General features: G+C 39.4%; 16 protein-coding genes, 2 tRNA genes and 1 pseudogene. 10 read left to right on the top strand and 9 right to left on the bottom strand.

Annotated elements, in window-relative coordinates:
- Positions 1 to 136 precede the first annotated feature (136 nt).
- The 3 genes from B2107_RS15710 to B2107_RS15700 are packed head-to-tail and all read left to right on the top strand — an operon-like array spanning position 137 to position 3,461.
- Positions 137 to 607 carry a (2Fe-2S)-binding protein gene (locus tag B2107_RS15710; protein WP_293956605.1) on the top strand — a complete coding sequence of 157 codons (471 nt, stop codon included), beginning with the start codon at positions 137 to 139 and terminating at the stop codon, positions 605 to 607.
- A 30-nt stretch (positions 608 to 637) separates the two neighbouring features.
- A complete protein-coding gene (locus B2107_RS15705; RefSeq protein WP_293956604.1) occupies positions 638 to 1,267 on the top strand; it encodes a hypothetical protein in 630 nt (209 codons plus the stop codon).
- A gap of 22 nt (positions 1,268 to 1,289) precedes the next feature.
- Positions 1,290 to 3,461, top strand: a complete 2,172-nt coding sequence (locus B2107_RS15700; protein WP_293956602.1) for a xanthine dehydrogenase family protein molybdopterin-binding subunit — start codon at positions 1,290 to 1,292, stop codon at positions 3,459 to 3,461.
- 260 nt (positions 3,462 to 3,721) lie between these two features.
- On the opposite strand, the gene B2107_RS15695 is transcribed toward B2107_RS15700, so the two are convergent.
- Both B2107_RS15695 and B2107_RS15690 read right to left on the bottom strand, forming a co-directional pair.
- Entirely contained in the window at positions 3,722 to 6,178 is a 2,457-nt protein-coding gene (locus tag B2107_RS15695; protein ID WP_293956601.1) for an AAA family ATPase, read from the bottom strand.
- Entirely contained in the window at positions 6,175 to 6,369 is a 195-nt protein-coding gene (locus B2107_RS15690) for a hypothetical protein (RefSeq protein ID WP_293956600.1), read from the bottom strand. The genes B2107_RS15695 and B2107_RS15690 overlap by 4 nt, the downstream gene beginning before the upstream one ends.
- Positions 6,370 to 7,087: 718 nt before the next feature.
- Between B2107_RS15690 and B2107_RS15685 the strand changes: the two genes are divergently transcribed.
- Together B2107_RS15685 and B2107_RS15680 are read left to right on the top strand one after the other, a co-directional pair.
- Positions 7,088 to 7,161, top strand: a tRNA-Pro gene (locus B2107_RS15685).
- 129 nt (positions 7,162 to 7,290) lie between these two features.
- Positions 7,291 to 8,271, top strand: a complete 981-nt coding sequence (locus B2107_RS15680) for a 3-keto-disaccharide hydrolase (RefSeq protein WP_293956598.1) — start codon at positions 7,291 to 7,293, stop codon at positions 8,269 to 8,271.
- A gap of 71 nt (positions 8,272 to 8,342) precedes the next feature.
- On the opposite strand, the gene B2107_RS15675 is transcribed toward B2107_RS15680, so the two are convergent.
- Together B2107_RS15675 and B2107_RS15670 are read right to left on the bottom strand one after the other, a co-directional pair.
- On the bottom strand, positions 8,343 to 8,636 hold the full coding sequence (locus tag B2107_RS15675) for a Smr/MutS family protein (RefSeq protein WP_293956596.1): 294 nt from the start codon (positions 8,634 to 8,636) through the stop codon (positions 8,343 to 8,345).
- Positions 8,637 to 8,681: 45 nt separating this feature from the next.
- Positions 8,682 to 9,101, bottom strand: coding sequence for a hypothetical protein (locus B2107_RS15670; protein WP_293956595.1), 420 nt, complete (start codon positions 9,099 to 9,101; stop codon positions 8,682 to 8,684).
- A 232-nt stretch (positions 9,102 to 9,333) separates the two neighbouring features.
- Between B2107_RS15670 and B2107_RS15665 the strand changes: the two genes are divergently transcribed.
- Positions 9,334 to 10,080 carry a copper homeostasis protein CutC gene (locus B2107_RS15665; protein WP_293956594.1) on the top strand — a complete coding sequence of 249 codons (747 nt, stop codon included), beginning with the start codon at positions 9,334 to 9,336 and terminating at the stop codon, positions 10,078 to 10,080.
- Positions 10,081 to 10,114: 34 nt separating this feature from the next.
- On the opposite strand, the gene B2107_RS15660 is transcribed toward B2107_RS15665, so the two are convergent.
- Complete coding sequence (locus tag B2107_RS15660; RefSeq protein WP_046671880.1) at positions 10,115 to 10,294, bottom strand: hypothetical protein; 180 nt, start codon at positions 10,292 to 10,294, stop codon at positions 10,115 to 10,117.
- A gap of 33 nt (positions 10,295 to 10,327) precedes the next feature.
- Positions 10,328 to 10,398, bottom strand: a tRNA-Cys gene (locus B2107_RS15655).
- A gap of 446 nt (positions 10,399 to 10,844) precedes the next feature.
- Here B2107_RS15655 and B2107_RS15650 point away from each other — a divergent pair.
- The 3 genes from B2107_RS15650 to B2107_RS15640 all read left to right on the top strand — a co-directional run bounded on the left by B2107_RS15650 (position 10,845) and on the right by B2107_RS15640 (position 13,390).
- Positions 10,845 to 11,456 carry a porin family protein gene (locus B2107_RS15650; RefSeq protein ID WP_293956593.1) on the top strand — a complete coding sequence of 204 codons (612 nt, stop codon included), beginning with the start codon at positions 10,845 to 10,847 and terminating at the stop codon, positions 11,454 to 11,456.
- Positions 11,457 to 11,572: 116 nt separating this feature from the next.
- On the top strand, positions 11,573 to 12,709 hold the full coding sequence (locus tag B2107_RS15645; protein ID WP_293956592.1) for an AI-2E family transporter: 1,137 nt from the start codon (positions 11,573 to 11,575) through the stop codon (positions 12,707 to 12,709).
- A 57-nt stretch (positions 12,710 to 12,766) separates the two neighbouring features.
- Positions 12,767 to 13,390: a porin family protein gene (locus B2107_RS15640; RefSeq protein ID WP_293956591.1), complete on the top strand. Its 624-nt coding sequence runs from the start codon at positions 12,767 to 12,769 to the stop codon at positions 13,388 to 13,390.
- Between the two features lie 194 nt (positions 13,391 to 13,584).
- Here the strand turns inward: B2107_RS15640 and B2107_RS21945 are convergent.
- Positions 13,585 to 13,656 (bottom strand): annotated as a pseudogene (locus tag B2107_RS21945) (30S ribosomal protein S10); the annotation flags it as partial.
- A gap of 106 nt (positions 13,657 to 13,762) precedes the next feature.
- Here B2107_RS21945 and B2107_RS15635 point away from each other — a divergent pair.
- Positions 13,763 to 14,374, top strand: a complete 612-nt coding sequence (locus tag B2107_RS15635; RefSeq protein WP_293956590.1) for a porin family protein — start codon at positions 13,763 to 13,765, stop codon at positions 14,372 to 14,374.
- 73 nt (positions 14,375 to 14,447) lie between these two features.
- On the opposite strand, the gene rpsJ is transcribed toward B2107_RS15635, so the two are convergent.
- Together rpsJ and fusA are read right to left on the bottom strand one after the other, a co-directional pair.
- Entirely contained in the window at positions 14,448 to 14,753 is a 306-nt protein-coding gene (rpsJ, locus tag B2107_RS15630; RefSeq protein ID WP_028070501.1) for a 30S ribosomal protein S10, read from the bottom strand.
- A gap of 132 nt (positions 14,754 to 14,885) precedes the next feature.
- Positions 14,886 to 17,009, bottom strand: a complete 2,124-nt coding sequence (gene fusA, locus B2107_RS15625) for an elongation factor G (protein ID WP_293956589.1) — start codon at positions 17,007 to 17,009, stop codon at positions 14,886 to 14,888.
- Between the last annotated feature and the right edge of the window lie 30 nt (positions 17,010 to 17,039).

Here is a 17,039-nt window from a genome sequence, read left to right as displayed (position 1 = left end):
AAAATATAAAATTGATAGTTTTATGTTATATTAAACTGATACGTTTGACAAGTTTGATGTCTTCATAAAGGCGATATAAAATTAAACTTGTATTTAACAGAGATGTACAAACAAGAACCAGATAAACAAAAAATAAATGATTTCACTAACGGTAAACAAAAAGGTACACTCATTCGATGCCGATCCTGAAATGCCTCTATTGTGGGCCTTAAGGGATATTTTGGGCTTAACGGGAACAAAGTATGGATGTGGCGTTGCCCAATGCGGCGCGTGTATCGTTCATTTAGATGGAGAAGCTGTCAGGTCTTGCGTAACCAAGCTGAAAAGAGCAGAAGGCAAACGCGTTACCACGATAGAGGGGCTTTCCGCAGATAATGACCATCCGGTACAAAAAGCTTGGGCGGAAATAGATGTACCTCAATGCGGATATTGCCATTCGGGCCAAATTATGGCCGCGGCTGTATTATTGCGTGAGGTAGCGGACCCAACAGATGAAGATATCGATCACGCGATGGCAGGAAACATTTGTCGATGCGGCACCTATCTACGTGTAAGGAAAGCCATCCATCTTGCTGCAACAATGCAAAAAGAATCTCAAGGGAAGTAGCCCTTTGTACTAAACTAAACTAAAGTAAAAATGTCCAGAATCATTAAATATAGTATCATTTCCCTACTGATGGCATTCGCCGGTTATTCGGTTTACAGCAGTATAAGGTCTACGCCGAATATTCCGGTTGACAGAATTGAGAACTCCAGGAAAGACAGTATTGTTTCCACTCAGGCGTTTAAGAAAGTCTATGCTGTATTAATGAGTCCACGATGTATGAATTGTCATCCAGCTGGTGATGTTCCTTTGCAGGGTGATGATAGTCATTTGCATGAAATGCTTCCACAAAGAGGAGCAGATGGAAAGGGCGTTCTTACTATGAAATGCGCCAATTGCCATCAGCCGGAAAACAGCCCTGGTCTACATACCCCTCCAGGACATCCAAACTGGCACTTACCTCCCTCGGATATGAAAATGGTGTTCGAAGGAAAGACGCCGTATGAATTAGCAAAGCAGCTGGTCGATCCTGCACAGAATGGGAATAAAAATATAAAGCAATTGATAGAACACGCCGATGACGGACTGGTGGTACACAGCTGGGATATGGGCGGAGATCGGACCAAACCACCCATGAGTCACGCCGAATTCAAAAAAGCGTGGATTACTTGGCTGGAAAATGGCGCTTATGCACCTGAGGAAAAAGAGCTTAAAAATAAATAGGATCAGTAATCAAAACAAACTTATGTCTACTGAAAAGGAATCAATCAATACCTCCCGACGTAATTTCTTAAAGACGGCGGGACTTGGCACAGGGGCTCTTTGCCTTGGATATTTATTTCCTGCCGGTGCTCAAATTATAAAAGCATTCTCGCCTGACAACCTGGAGGATGCTAAAACCGTACAGTTGAACGCATGGATACATATTGACACCAATGGTAAGGTAACTTTATTTGACCACCGTGCCGAAATGGGACAGGGCTCATACCATTCGGTACCACAGATCATAGCTGAAGAACTCGAAGTTGATTTAAACGATATTCAAGTTGAGTTTGCACCAGGTGATCGCAAGAAATATGGCGGACAGATTACAGGAGGTAGTTCCACGATTAGGGGAAGTTATAAGAAACTATTGAATCTGGGGGCCACAGCGCGGATAATGTTGATACAGGCAGCTGCCAGCCAGTGGGGAGTAGCCGTTTCGGAGTGTTTTGCGGAATCGGGCCATGTTGTGCATAAAGGTACTGATAGAAAATTGAATTACGGACAATTGGTAGAGGCTGCATCCAAACTGGAACCTCCACAGAATGTTAAATTGAAGTCTATTTCTGAGTACAAATTGATTAGAAAACCTGTTCGTAGGATTGATACACCTTTAAAGACAAATGGTAGTGCTGTGTTCGGCATCGACAAACGGATTCCCGGAATGCTATTTGCCGCAATTGAGCGTAATCCCAGAATGAGGGGCAAACTCAGTTCGTTTGATGAGACGGAAACCATGAAAGTGAAAGGAGTAAAAAAGGTATTCAAGGTGCGTATGAAGGTTCACAATACCTGGCGGGAAGGTGTTGCTGTAATAGCCGACTCGACCTGGGCGGCGATAGAAGGAAAAAAAGCCCTGAAAGTGGAATGGGATGACAGCGGTTTTGAGCATATGAACAGCGCGCAGATCTACGAGCGACAAAGAGCGTTGCTAGCCTCCCAGGAAGGTTTGATATTCAGCACAAAGGGGGATACCTCGGCTCTTTTAGCCGCGCAGCAAAATAAATTGGATGTGCTCTATGAAACACCATATCAAGCTCACTACGCTATGGAGCCGGTGAACTGCATTGCGCACTGGCAGGGTGACACCGTTGAAATATGGGGGCCGATCCAAGCTCCCGAAATGGTTCAGGATACTATATCGCAAGAGTTTGGTATTCCTTGGCAGAACGTAAAGGTTAATATGACTTTTCTTGGCGGAGGTTTCGGCCGTAAGGCTTTTATGGACTATCCCTATGAAGCGGCAGTTGTGTCAAAAGAATTAGGTGGCCCGGTTCAGGTCGTGTGGACACGCGAGGACGATGCTACACAGGGGCCTTATCGACCAGGGATTACGTATCGCTGCGAAGGACTGCTGAAGAATGGGAAAATGGAGGCAGTGAAGGTGAAGTTATGCGGACAAAATATCGGACATTTTAGTAGCGACGATCGTACAAAGGCAAATGGTAGCTCCAGTGAAGGATTTTTGGAAGCCTATACTAAATCGATTCCGAATCTGACCATTGCCGATGTGCCATTTGAAACTCCTATACCCGTTTTATGGTGGCGTTCCGTTTACGCTTCGACCAACGGATTTGCCTTTGAAAGTTTTATGGATGAAATGGCTATAGCTGCGGGAAAAGATCCCCTCGGGTTTCGTAGAGAACATCTGCCGGATGAACGGGTACACAAGTTGATCGATAAAATGGAGGAAGTATCAGGATGGAGATCTCGTGGTTCCAACAAGGGTTATGGTGTTGCAATCACAGAATGTTTTGCATCCACGGTAGGTCAGGTCGTGAAAGTCTCACGCGATCCAAAAGGTGGGGTTAAAATCGACAAGGTTTGGGTTGTGATGGATTGCGGTTGGTACGTAAATCCCGATATCATCCACGCACAGATAGAAGGCAGTGTCATCATGGGGCTAGGAGCGGCAACGATGCATGAAACAACCTTTACAGACGGCTTGGTTGACCAAAAGAATTTTTACAACTATAAAATGCCTAGGATTATGGATGTGCCACCCATTGAGGCTTATATTGTCGAAAACGAAGAGAATGCGGGTGGAGTAGGAGAACCAGCGCTACCGCCTTTTGCACCGGCACTTACAAACGCTATTTTTGATCTAACAGGTAAAAGAATAAGAAAACTGCCTTTCCGCTTGAGCGACGTTTAGTAAATGTATTTGTAAGTTGTTCAAGATGAAAAATAGGATGAAATATTAAACATCCTATTTTTTTGTGTTGAAAAAGATTTTAAGGATTGTCAGTGAAAACGAATGTTGTATACGGCGTTTCCAATTCGTTACTTCAGAGTTTCGGCGATCAATGAATAAACCAGACCCAGGTTATATCCATTAATTAAGGAGTATCCTCACAAATGTTTAATACAAGTCTATTTTACCGTCTCTTCGTTTTCAATAATGATCATCTCCAATTATTTCTTTTTCAGATTAATATTGGTTGTTCCGCATGCACATCTCATTGTGTCTTTTTCGCCTCTTTCCGGCACTAGGTACAAAACAGAATTACAACCTTCTTCTGTACAACAGAAACCATTGATTAGTGCTTTAAAGGCAGATGCAACTGGTTCAAAGTCTTTCCCTTCAAGATTTGCCCACTCGTTGTAATGGATAGCTGCATTGGTCTGCCATTGTTCCAGTTGAGAATTTGTGATCAGAGTTTTAAAATCTGTTTTCTGTTGTTTCAGTTTTTCTTCAAGTTCCGTCTTACCCCATGAATTCGCAGCTTTTACACCTTCATCGAGTAGTTTTGTGAATTGTGAAGTCGCAGCGGGCAATAGATCACCTAACATGAATTGCGCATCACCCCGGAATTCAACACGAGCTCTTAGCTTGTGGCTGATATCTGCTGAAATGTATTCCAGATAATGGCGAAGTAATGACGCCGCGCTTCTTACGTCGTTTTTGTTTATGTAGTTATCTATTTCCCCCCAAACATCTTTTTCGTTCCACTCGTTTGGGCCATTGTCAACATCCCATTTTCTGAATTGCATGTATCCGCCTGCTTGTACCAGACCAGCCGTTCTCATGTGTTTCAGCCAAACATCATCATGTGTGGTCAGTATGAATTGGGTGCTCGGGAATTTCTCTCTTAATAATCTGCAAACTTCCCTCCGGTGCCCTGTATCTACAGACATCAAAACATCGTCGAGCACTGCGAATTTAAAATTGTCGCCTAATATATGTTGCATTAAAGCCAGATATAAACAGAGCCCCATACCATCTTGATGGCCTTCGCTGTGATAGGCGCCCGGCGGGAAATAACCCCGACCATAAAAGTCTACGTTAAAACCTAGCTTTCCAATCGATGGAGTCAATTGGGCTGTAAATGTAGCCTCATCATCACTATTTATGAAACGGTATAGCTCGGTAAAATTGGCTTCTACTTCTTTGTACAGTTCTTCGAGTGTTTGGGTAACAACATTTCCAAAGGTTTCAAAAACTTTTGTGCTGATTTCCGATTTGTCTTGCGCTTTTTTAAAATTAGAGGATGCAGTCCTATAGGCTTCAAGTTTCTCCTGTACGATTGTTAGGTAATCACGGGCAGCGTCTTGTTTCGAGGGATCTGGTATTGCTTTAATACGTTTTTCAATTTCGTTCGTGATATCTTCTACCTCTTTCGGTATAGAGCCGTAATTTTCAAGCGCAGCTAATAGCTCTTCAACAGGTAAAAAGGACTTGATAGAGTTAGCACATTTATGGATATCAGTCAAATAATCATCCAATTTTGAAGTATCAACGATGGGATTTAATAAGGCACCCAAATCTTTTACCGGCCTGATATCTAAATATAATTGTCTTAACTCTTCTATCAATGCCTCCAAACGAAATTCGATAGCAGAACGTTTTAGGGTTACTGCTTCAAACATCTTCAGCTTATCCTGAACTATAGCTATGAGCTCATCCAAGCCAACTTCTGTGTCACAGGCAGGGCAACAGTCGCTGTCTATAAATATTAGTGTATCCCTAAGAAATCCTTCTCGGTTTAAGTTTTTTAAAATAGTACTGTCGCTTTTCAGGGCTTCAATACTTTCAATAATTTCCCGTAAATCTTTGCCTTTACCAGAATTATTATACGCTGTAAATGTGTTCTTTAGTTTTGTTAGGACGTTTATAGCTGCTCCCTTTACGATGTTGGCAGTTTTTGTCGCTGTTTGAGTAGTTAATCCGTCTTTGAAAGAAGTAGTTGCCGTTAATTCAGTGAGGGGAGGTAGTCCTAGCGCCACTCTTCTGACATTAACCGCTTCTAATACTTTTTCGGACGTGAATTCGGTGATATTTAAAGCAGTCAATAGGTGGCCTTTGGCATCCTCTTTTTGTTTTTTTAATAGGGGTATTTCCCGTTTATCAGCATTTGCGATCTTTTGCAGTGAAGTTCTAAGGTTCTCGACTTTCTCCAATCTCAGTAACGCTTGAACCTCTTTTGCTCGATCTCCCGGAGTTGAAATAACATATTTGATGAGTTCACGCCTGGACAAAGTAAATTCAGGATGTTTCCTCACTTCATCAAGAACAGTAACGATTTCGGGCGTAGTTGGCTTTATCACCGGATTATTGATGTCATTTACATTTCTTTCGATAGCTACTTCTTTGTTCAACGAAGGAATAAATACCGTAATGATTACTTTTGACTTTGCGGGGTTGCTTCTGCTGTCAACATGTGGTGCGTGCTCTTTTAAAGAAATTCCTCCCGTTCCGCTGCCCGCAAGTCTGGAAATATCACCTGTCAACCCAAATTCCAATGCATCTACAATGCCACTTTTGCCTGTTCCATTCTTTCCACAGATGGCGAAGTTTTTCTTCTTGAAATCAATTTCGAGATTTCTTATCCCTCTGAATTCAACTATCTCTATTTTCTTTACCAATATCATATTTCAGGATTTGGGATCATAGCGGCACGGAGTGATTGTTCGGAGAAATCGCCCTTGGTAATTATAGTTTCCTTAAGCTGGTCGGTCACTGATTTTGGAACTGTAGTTTTTTCCAGTTCAAGTATCAGCTGATTGAAGATTTTCTGTGGTATATCTACCTCGTTCTGTTTGGTTTGTTGCGTCAATTCCATATACAATAATAATAAATTGCAATGTAAAATTCTCATTTAGCTAGTTGATTGCAAGGTGGTTTAAACCTTTTGTTCAGCTTAGTCAAATACCTTCAAGTTCAATTTAGGCTGGTTACAAAAAATCTTCACAGCGTTTTTGAATCTCAAATCATATTTGCAATTGCTAAATTACTGGAATATATCCGTAGGAGGTGTGGTGATTTAGTTGAAAAGTATCTAAGATTTACTTCATTTCATGACGGAGTTCAATCAGAGCTGTCTGAAAAATGCGTTATGTTTCATTCAAGAATAGTAATTTCAAAAACCTATATAATCATCATTTTTGGAATACCAATTTTCTTAGATCTTCTAAAAAATGGTTCGAAAATTGTCCCGACAGGACGACTAAAAAAAGCTCTAACGAAAGTTGGGGCTTTTTTCGTTTTGGTACAGCGTGACGATCTCGAGTCTTTAAGATATGCTATTGCTCAATCTGTAGGAGGTTTAACCAATTCTGCTTTTTAAACGAGCACTGTTTTAATCGTTTGCTCGTGTATTTATTTTAGGCAAATTAGGTGGTGTGAAAGTAGTTTTTATACAGAAATTGATCGGGGTGTTAAATCTTTTATAAATTATTTTGCAATAAATCAGTTTGTTAAGTTTTTTGTTAAGAATATTCTTGAAAGATAGCTGTATTTAATGTACTTTTGTGCCACACAAAACAAAGGTGATACCTTTTCGGGGTGTAGCGTAGCCCGGTATCGCGCCACATTTGGGATGTGGAGGTCGTAGGTTCGAATCCTGCCACCCCGACTAAGGAAGCTCTAACGAAAGTTAGGGCTTTTTTTATGTCTATTTTTAACACTATATCCTTGTAAACCCGCCGCTAAACATTTAAATTGCTTTAAATTTAATGTGAATTCGAATATAAACATAAATAATATGAACAGAAAAGCGGCATTTCTTTTAGGAATTTTGGCCTCTTGTGCATTACCGCAAGTAACCTTTGCTACCCATTCAATCGGAGAGTCTTTCCATTATCAACAGGATGTAGAGGGTAAAGAGCTGATAGGGCGATGGGATATCGAAGTGGATGTCAACGGTACACCAGCACCATCCTGGTTAGAGGTGAAATTGTCAGGCTATAGAACGTTAGTCGGTCACTATGTGAGTACTTCGGGGAGTGCCCGACCAGTTTCTCATGTGTTTTACGAAAAAGGAAAGTTTAAATTTTCCATCCCCCCGCAATGGGAGAGTGGTAAGATGAATTTGAGTGTGGAAGGCGAAATTGTTAATGGTGTTTTGGAAGGAACAATAACAGAGCCGGATGGCAAAACATATCGTTTTAAAGGTATACGCGCCCCAGAACTGAAGCGTAGCGCAGCAGTCAAATGGGGTAAGCCCATTCAGCTGTTCAACGGCAAGGATCTGACCGGATGGAAAGCCACAGGCAAGACAAATCAGTGGGTGGTGAAAAACGGAATTTTGACTAGCCCGCAATCTGGTTCTAATTTGGTCTCTGAGCAAAAATTTGAAGATTTTAAATTACATGTTGAATTTAAAATTCCAGCAGGAAGCAACAGTGGTGTCTACCTGAGAGGTCGATATGAAGTTCAGATAGAGGATAGTCCCAAGGATGCACATCCAAATGCGGTGCTTTTCGCAGGGGTATATGGCTTTTTAGCTGCCAATGAAATGGTCAATAAAGGAGCCGGACAATGGCAAACATTCGATATTACACTTATTGGACGTCTCGTAACGGTAGTTGCAAACGGAAAGACAGTGATCAGTAACCAAGAAATCCCAGGCATAACTGGTGGTGCATTGGATAGCAAAGAGGCAGAGCCAGGACCGATCTATTTCCAGGGGGATCACGGCCCAGTTGAATTCCGTAAGGTGATTATCACACCAGCAATAAAGTAATAGCAAACATCACACTAAGGCTTCCTGAATTGCATTGCCCCCAAAAAGTTAAACACTTTCTGGGGGCATTTTTAAATTCCTATAACAACGACCACAATATCTTCATTTTGGTAGGATGTATAATAACGTTCAATAGACCCATTATCCTTATATTCCTTCAATTCTTCAAAAACCATTTTTTTAAGCAATCCTTTTCCCTTACCATGAATAAACCTTATTTCGTTCATTTCCCAATAAATAGCTGCGTCTAGATTAGATCGCATAAAATCAATGGATTCCTGTAAGAGTTCCTCTGGTGAATAATCTTCCCAATCATCAAGGAAGGCATCGGTATGTAAGTCAACAGTAGCTGAAGGTTTGCGCATTTCTTAATATTTTACAATGCTGCAAAAGTATAATAAAACGGCGACTTAATAAGTGAAGTCGCTTATGAAATAAATTGCTTCGGCAAATTTTTCATGCCATTTCTTGATAATAGCTGCAATTTCATATTCTTCCTCATCGGCATGGCTTAGCATCAATGATTCAATCGACTGTAGTAACTGCTTAACATCAAGAAAATACCCATCAAAATCCCGGAATGCAGAAATTGTGTCGCGAACCAGCAGCATCACATCGTGGCGAAGTGATATCCTATCGTAGCGCGAAGAAATTCTATCCAGCAGCCATTCCTTTTGGAAATTAGAATCAATATGTCTGTTGCACGCCTGATTGAAAAGTAGTTCAGATTCAACGAGTTGATGCTTAAGGTCATAAATAGCTTGTTGGAGCTCTTCAAAAGTGCTGATAATTTTCTCTTGGGTCTCCATATTTTTCGATACAATTGCCATGATAATCTACTTGAAATGATATACAATTGATTTTTAGCTGTTTAAATAAAAACCTGTAAGGTAAATACAAATACGTAAGCAGAATGTTTTTAATGTTTTAATTTGCTTGCATGCGTAACCATTAGTTTTACTCTTCTTAACCTTGGTATTAGTCTAATACAGAGAAGAGCATAGGTTATTTGCTATTTTTTTACGTTATTCGCATAAACGAAAAATAGAATAATAAAATCAAATGAGGGAAAAGGCGATTGGGAATTATCAATTAGAAATCTGTTCAAATTCCGTAGCGTCAGCTATAGAGGCTGAAAAGGGTGGGGCAACCCGCGTAGAGTTTTGTCAAAATTTAGAAAACGGGGGAACTACACCTTCGTTTGGCCAGCTCCAGTTAGTACGAAAATTGGTTAACATTGGCATTCATGTGCTTATCAGGCCACGTGGAGGGGACTTCCTTTATACCGAGACCGAGATTTTGGAAATGATTGCAGATATTGAAGTATGTAAGCAGTTGGGGATGGATGGCGTTGTGATCGGTATGCTGAATGCAGATGGTACGGTCGATAAAGTCAATACCTTGCGGTTGGTTGAAGCTGCACGCCCCATGCACGTTACGTTCCATCGCGCCTTTGATCGCGTAGAAGATCCTTTCCGTGCTTTAGAAGATGTTATTGATATGGGGATAGATCGTATTCTGACATCAGGTTTAAGAAATTCTGCTTTCGCTGGAGTTTCATTACTCAAGGAGTTGGTTCAACAAGCCAATGGCCGTATTGTGATTATGCCGGGGGCGGGGGTCGACGCGTCCAATATTATTCACATTTTAAAAGAAACGGGTGCAGTTGCGATACACAGTTCGGCGAAAGAGTTGCATGTATCAGAGATGAGTTTTAAGCAGACACAGGTTAATGGAATGGATGAAGCACAGTGGATGAGCTCAAAAGAAAAAGTCCACCAAATGGTGGACCTATTAAAAAGCCTTTAAAGTATAACTTTAAAGGCTATTAAATTCTTCTTACTTATTTAGCTTCTGAAGCTAATTGATTTAAGATAGCATCGTTTTTAACGATTTGGTTGCTAGCTTTCATTTTTGATCTAGAACCTAACTCTACGTTAGTTCCTAATTTCAAAAACTGAACTTCAACACGTGAAACAGTTTTATTTCTTCTATCTTTTCTTTTTAAACGTGTAACTCCCATTTTGATAATATTTTTATTGTTTAAAATAAAACGAGGTCGGAAGCGGATTCGAACCGCTGTAGGAGGTTTTGCAGACCTCAGCCTAGCCACTCGGCCATCCGACCCTATTTTTTTCCTTTTGAAGGTCTGCAAAAATAAAACTTATAATTGGAATTAAAAAATCTTTATGATAAAACTTTTGAGTTTTTAAGCATTGCTCTGAAAACCAAGCTTGTATTTTCAATACGTAGCCTCTAGCGCATGTTGATGAAAATGTGTTTAACAATTTAAAGTGACTTTTTGCCGCTTTACCTCAATAAGGTATCCAGCTTTTTACGAAAGCTTTTTAGATGATCATTAACAACATAGTAAGTTGAAATTTATTCCACCAATTGTCTTTTTTAAAGGACATTGGTAAATGGAGGATTTTTGATTTTTTTTGTTTTTTTAATTTGAAAATGAACATATTATATATTTTGGAATAGATATTGCAAACAACGTTGTCAGAAATCTCATACAGGAAATATATGAGAATAAAAGAAAAAAGAACAAAGTAGTTAAATTGGGAAACATGAAAAAATTATTATTATCTGCAGCAGTTTTATTTGGATCAATGGGCGCATTTGCACAAGGAGGATTGGGGTACGGATTACGTGCGGGTGTAAATATTCCTAAATATTCAATGGACAATGGTAGTACAAAATCTATAACAGGATTTTTTGTGACAGGTTATTTGGATGCACCAATTTCACCAACGTTTTCTATCCAGCCCGGATTATCCCTGCAAAATAAAGGTGGAAAAGAATCCATCGGCGAAGGCTCGAGTGAAAATAAAGTAACTGTTATGTCTTTGGATATTCCAGTCAATTTAGTAGCTAAATTTCCTACTGGTGCATCTGGTAATTTCTTTGTAGGTGCAGGACCATATGTTGGTTTTGGGTTAAGTGGTAAAACTAAGCAAACTCTCGCCGGTGTTACAACGGAAGATGATATTAAGTTTGGCAGTGGTTCAGGAGACCAAATGAAGCGTACCGATTTTGGTGTGAACTTCTTAGCCGGTTATCAATTAACGAACGGATTTCAGATCAATGCTGGTTATGGTTTAGGTTTGACGAACCTATCACCTAATGTTGGTTCGGCTAAAAACCGAGTTTGGTCCGTGGGTATCGGTTTCGGACTATAAGAAATATAAGTACTTAAACTTATTATGAGGAAAGAGTCCCTGCAGTTGTGGGGACTTTTTTAATGCATTAAACTTAAGTCGACCTAAATTGTTATTTTTATGCAAAAGATAGCTGTATGAAAAGATTTCTTATTTTACCATTCTATGTGAAGTTGGCCTGTGTACTTATTAGTATTCTCCTGTTAGGTTATTTAGCAAAGATTGGCGATACGATCCTTGTCCCGATGATCCTGGGATTGCTATTCTCCCTACTTTTGATACCGTTGAGCAATTTCATGGAATGTAAACTACGCTTCCCTCGAACGTTAGCGGGCATTTTAAGTGTAATATTATTTTTCGGAGTTTTGGGGTATGGGCTTTTTCTATTAGCTTCCCAACTCACACTTCTGAAAGAAGATTTTCCAGCATTTAAAGAGCAGATCATGGATGGTGCGAGCAAACTGCAAAGCTGGGTCAGTGAACAATTTGGCATAAGGCACAAAGAGCAGATGGAATTTATCAATAAGACGGCCTCGAAATCCGTGGATTCTGGTACGCTGTTTTTAGGAACGGCATTGGTTTCACTTTCCTCCATGTTTATATTATTTGTTTTTACTTTCCTTTATACGTTTTTCCTCCTCATCTACAGAGGGCATATCGTGAAGTTTCTGCTATTTGTCAATCGTGTCGAAGACAGGCCCATTGTGGTCGATGTGGTACAGCAGGTACAGTATGTGGTGAAAAAGTATCTTATTGGTTTATTGATCCAGATGAGCTTGGTGTCGCTTTTGGTCTTTATTGTTTTGTCATTGATTGGTGTCAAATATAGTTTGCTTTTAGCATTGATCACAGGGGTGTTCAATGTACTTCCCTATGTCGGTATTTTTTCCTCTATACTTATTATTTCCATTCTTACTTTCGCGACATCATCGTTGACGCATGTGGTTTTGGTCATCTTAGCGTTGATTATTGTACACATGATTGATAGCAACTTTATTGTCCCTAAAATCGTGGGTTCAAAAGTTAAAGTAAATTCATTGTTTGCGATGTTGTCTATCATTATTGGTGAGATGATATGGGGTATTTCTGGGATGTTTTTAGCCATTCCTATTTTGGCGATAGTAAAGATTGTGATGGATCGCATTAGAGAGCTTAAGCCCTGGGGATTTTTACTGGGAGAAGAAGATAGTAAAGATGAAGTTTATAACGATATGTATGCAACATTACATAAAGAACTTCCACCCTTGAAAGATATTAATAGCGATATAGAATAATATTTTTTTATATTATTTTTGCGAACTATACGAGCTTATAGTTAACAAAAGTATTTTATGAAAAAAACGTTATTGACCACATTAGCACTTGTGGTCGCGGTAGGGCTGAAAGCCCAAATGTCTTTTGGCTTTCGTACAGCTGTCAATTTCGCAAAAGAAGTGAATTATTCAAATTATGGTAGCTCTGCCTATCCGCCCATAAAAAGGTTGCACGTTGAAGCGCATATAGAGTTACCACTAAGCAATAGTTTCAGTTTGCAACCTGGATTGGCTTTTCAGCAGACAGGAAGCAAAATAAGTACAGGTTCCCTAGGTAATGAAATTTTGATGGATGGATGGCGTAAGATACAGTATTTTGGAGTTCCTTTAAATTTAGCGTATTACTTTCCTCAAAATAATTTTGTCCAATTTTTTGTAGGTGGAGGACCATATGCAAGTATTGCTATCTCAGGTAAAGAAAAGTTTACTGGGACTGTTGATAGAGTCAAATTTGGAGTTACGCAAAATAGCAATGAGATGAAGAAGTATGACGCTGGGTTAAATTTTTTGGCAGGATTTAAATTGGCAAATGGCTTTTCGGTCAATGGTGGGTACGCATTGGGCCTTTTAGATATCAGAACGAGTGATATATCCAACACATACAACCGTATATTTTCCATAGGAGTTGGCTATCAAATCTAGTTGTGGTAAGTCATAAATGAGTTTTCCTTGTGTTTTATAATGTACCGATACTTCAGGTACTGTGATTGGATAAAGAAAGGCTTTTATTACGAAGCGCACTTTTTTGTCATTGAATGCAATCAATCGCATATTGATTTCTACTTCAAGGCATAAGGTTAGCTCAGGTTTCGGTAATGCCTTAAATAATAGGAGGGCGAAGTGATCTTCAACATTCTTTTGTAAGCACACAATTGAAATTGCTCACGTGCTTTTTTGTTAACGTGTGGTAGGCCTATCATCTAATATTTTTTTAGAATATCTTGCAGAGATTACTATTTTATTGTATTTAATTAAATTATGTTGTATTTTTGTTCATTATTTAATCTATTTTTAATGAAAAGAAAATTACTATCAATCGCTGCGGCATTATTGTTTGTTGCTGGAGCAAAAGCACAGACTTCTTATGGTTTAAAGGCTGGTGTTAACTTTGCTAAGTTTAAGGTTAGCCAAGGTAATGTGAATTATACTTCGGACGCTAATACCTCATTTTATATCACTGGATTTGCAGATATGCCAGTCGCGCCGAACTTTAGCATACAGCCCGGCGTTTCACTTCAAGGTAAGGGAGGAAAGGTTTCTGCTGGTGAGTTTGATTTGAATGAGGATGCTAAAGATAATCTGATGTATATTGAGGTTCCTGTAAACTTAGTATATTATTTTCCTACCGGAGATGCTGGAAAAGTGTTTTTGGGTGCAGGTCCTTATGCTGGGTTTGGGGTTCACGCAAAAGCTAGTAAAGGAAATTATAGTGAAAGCGGAAGTTTTGGCGATGCCGGTATAAAGACCTTCGATGCTGGGTTAAATTTATTGGGTGGTTACAAACTAACAAATGGTTTCTTAATCAATGTTGGTTATGGACTAGGATTAACAAATATGTATAAAGATATCGAAGGGGTTACTTCTAAAAACCGCGTATTCTCAGTAGGCGTCGGTTACCAATTCTAGTCAAAAAAGTATAAACAACAAAAAAGGGCTTTTCTTACGAAAGGCCCTTTCTTTTTTCAGTGATTGAAATCTATCACACTTTGATTTCTACTTCAACACCTGAAGGCAATTCAAGTTTCATCAATGCGTCAACAGTTTTAGCGTTTGATGAATAGATATCCAACAATCTTTTGTAAGCACACAATTGGAATTGCTCACGTGCTTTTTTGTTAACGTGTGGTGAACGTAATACCGTATAGATTTTTTTCTCAGTAGGCAATGGAATAGGACCACTAACAACTGCACCTGTAGGTTTTACTGTTTTTACGATTTTTTCAGCTGATTTGTCAACCAAATTGTAATCGTAAGATTTCAATTTAATTCTGATTCTTTGGCTCATTTTTATTTATTTAAAATGACTGCTAATTAGAGCTATTCACAACTAGCAATCGGTGTTTATTTAATATTTGATTAAAGAACAAAGACAAGCTACAATAGTACTCCATCTTTGTTCCTCTATCTAGGGTCTATATTATTCTACAGAACCTTTGATTTTACCTTTTGATTTTGCAATCACCTCTTCAGCAACGTTACGAGGAGCTTCTTCAAAGTGATCAAATTCCATTGTAGATGTTGCACGACCTGAAGTGATTGTACGTAATTGAGTTACGTAACCGAACATTTCAGAAAGTGGAACCAATGCTTTGATTACCTGTACACCATTACGTGAATCCAAACCTTGCATTTGACCACGACGACGGTTTAAGTCACCCATTACATCACCCATGTTTTCTTCAGGTGTTAAAACCTCAATCTTCATGATTGGTTCCATTAACACTGGAGAACATTTAGGCAATCCTTCACGGTATGCTTGACGAGCAGCTAATTCGAAAGACAATGAATCTGAATCGACAGCGTGGAATGAACCATCAATCAAACGAACTTTCATTCCTGATAATGGGAAACCTGCTAACACACCATTTTTCATTGAAGTTTCAAATCCTTTTTGAACTGAAGGGATAAATTCTTTAGGAATTTTACCACCTACGATTTCATTAACGAATTGAAGAGGTGATTTTGTTAAATCGAAATCTTCATCCGCTGGAGAGATAACAACTTTGATATCCGCGAATTTACCACGACCACCTGATTGTTTTTTGAATACTTCACGGTGCTCAGTAGTACCATTGATAGACTCTTTGTAAGATACTTGAGGAGCACCTTGGTTAACCTCAACTTTAAATTCACGTTTCAAACGGTCGATCAAGATCTCTAAGTGAAGCTCACCCATACCAGAGATTACTGTTTGACCAGTCTCTTCGTCAGTTTTTACAACAAATGTTGGATCCTCTTCAGCCAATTTACCAAGACCAATACCTAATCTATCAACGTCAGCTTGAGTTTTAGGCTCAATTGCCAAACCAATTACTGGCTCAGGGAAAGTCATAGACTCCAATACGATAGGAGCTTTTTCGTCACAAAGTGTATCACCAGTTTTGATGTCTTTGAAACCTACAACAGCGCCGATATCACCTGCCTCAATGAAAGGGATAGGGTTTTGTTTGTTCGCGTGCATCTGGAAGATACGAGAGATACGCTCTTTGTTTCCTGAACGTGTGTTCAATACATAAGAACCTGCATCTAACTTACCAGAATAAGCACGGATAAAACATAAACGACCTACAAATGGGTCAGTCGCGATTTTGAAACCTAAAGCAGCGAATGGTTCGTTTACAGATGGTTTACGTAATATTTCTTCGCCTGTATCAGGGTTAGTTCCTTTTACAGCCTCTACATCAAGAGGAGAAGGCAATAATTCCATCACCAAATCCAACATGGTTTGAACACCTTTGTTTTTGAAAGATGAACCACACACCATAGGAACGATAGAGTTATCCAATACAGCAGCACGTAATGCATTTAAGATCTCACGCTCAGTCAATGAATCTGGATCTTCGAAGAATTTCTCCATCAAAGTCTCATCATAACCAGCAACAGCTTCTAATAATTTCTCACGGTATTCAGCAACTTCTTCCAACATATCATCAGGAATAGGAACTTCAGTGAAAGTCATTCCTTTGTCGTGTTCGTTCCAAACGATACCACGGTTGTTGATCAAGTCAACTACACCTTTAAAACTATCTTCAGCACCGATAGGCAATTGCAAAGCAACTGCATCAGAACCTAACATATCTTTAACTTGTTTTACAACTTTCAAGAAGTCAGCTCCTGAACGGTCCATTTTGTTAACGAAACCGATACGAGGTACTTTATAACCATCAGCTAAACGCCAGTTTGTTTCAGATTGAGGCTCAACACCATCAACAGCTGAGAACAAGAATACTAATCCGTCTAATACACGTAATGAACGGTTTACTTCAACCGTGAAATCCACGTGTCCTGGAGTATCGATTACGTTTACTTGGTATTTGCTACCACGGTAGTTCCAGAATACAGTTGTAGCAGCAGAAGTAATTGTGATACCACGCTCAGCTTCTTGCTCCATCCAGTCCATTGTTGAAGCACCTTCGTGAACTTCACCAATTTTGTGGTTTACACCTGAGTAATAAAGGATACGCTCAGTTGTTGTAGTTTTACCAGCATCGATGTGAGCAGCGATACCGATATTTCTAGTGAATTTTAAATCTCTTGCCATAATATTTTTAAGCAACTGGCCATACAATGG

This window comes from Sphingobacterium sp. UBA7855, from assembly GCA_002500745.1.
Classification (GTDB): Bacteria; Bacteroidota; Bacteroidia; order Sphingobacteriales; family Sphingobacteriaceae; genus Sphingobacterium.
The sequence above is the reverse complement of the archived record's forward strand: the minus strand, read 5'-3'. Positions and strand labels throughout refer to the sequence as shown.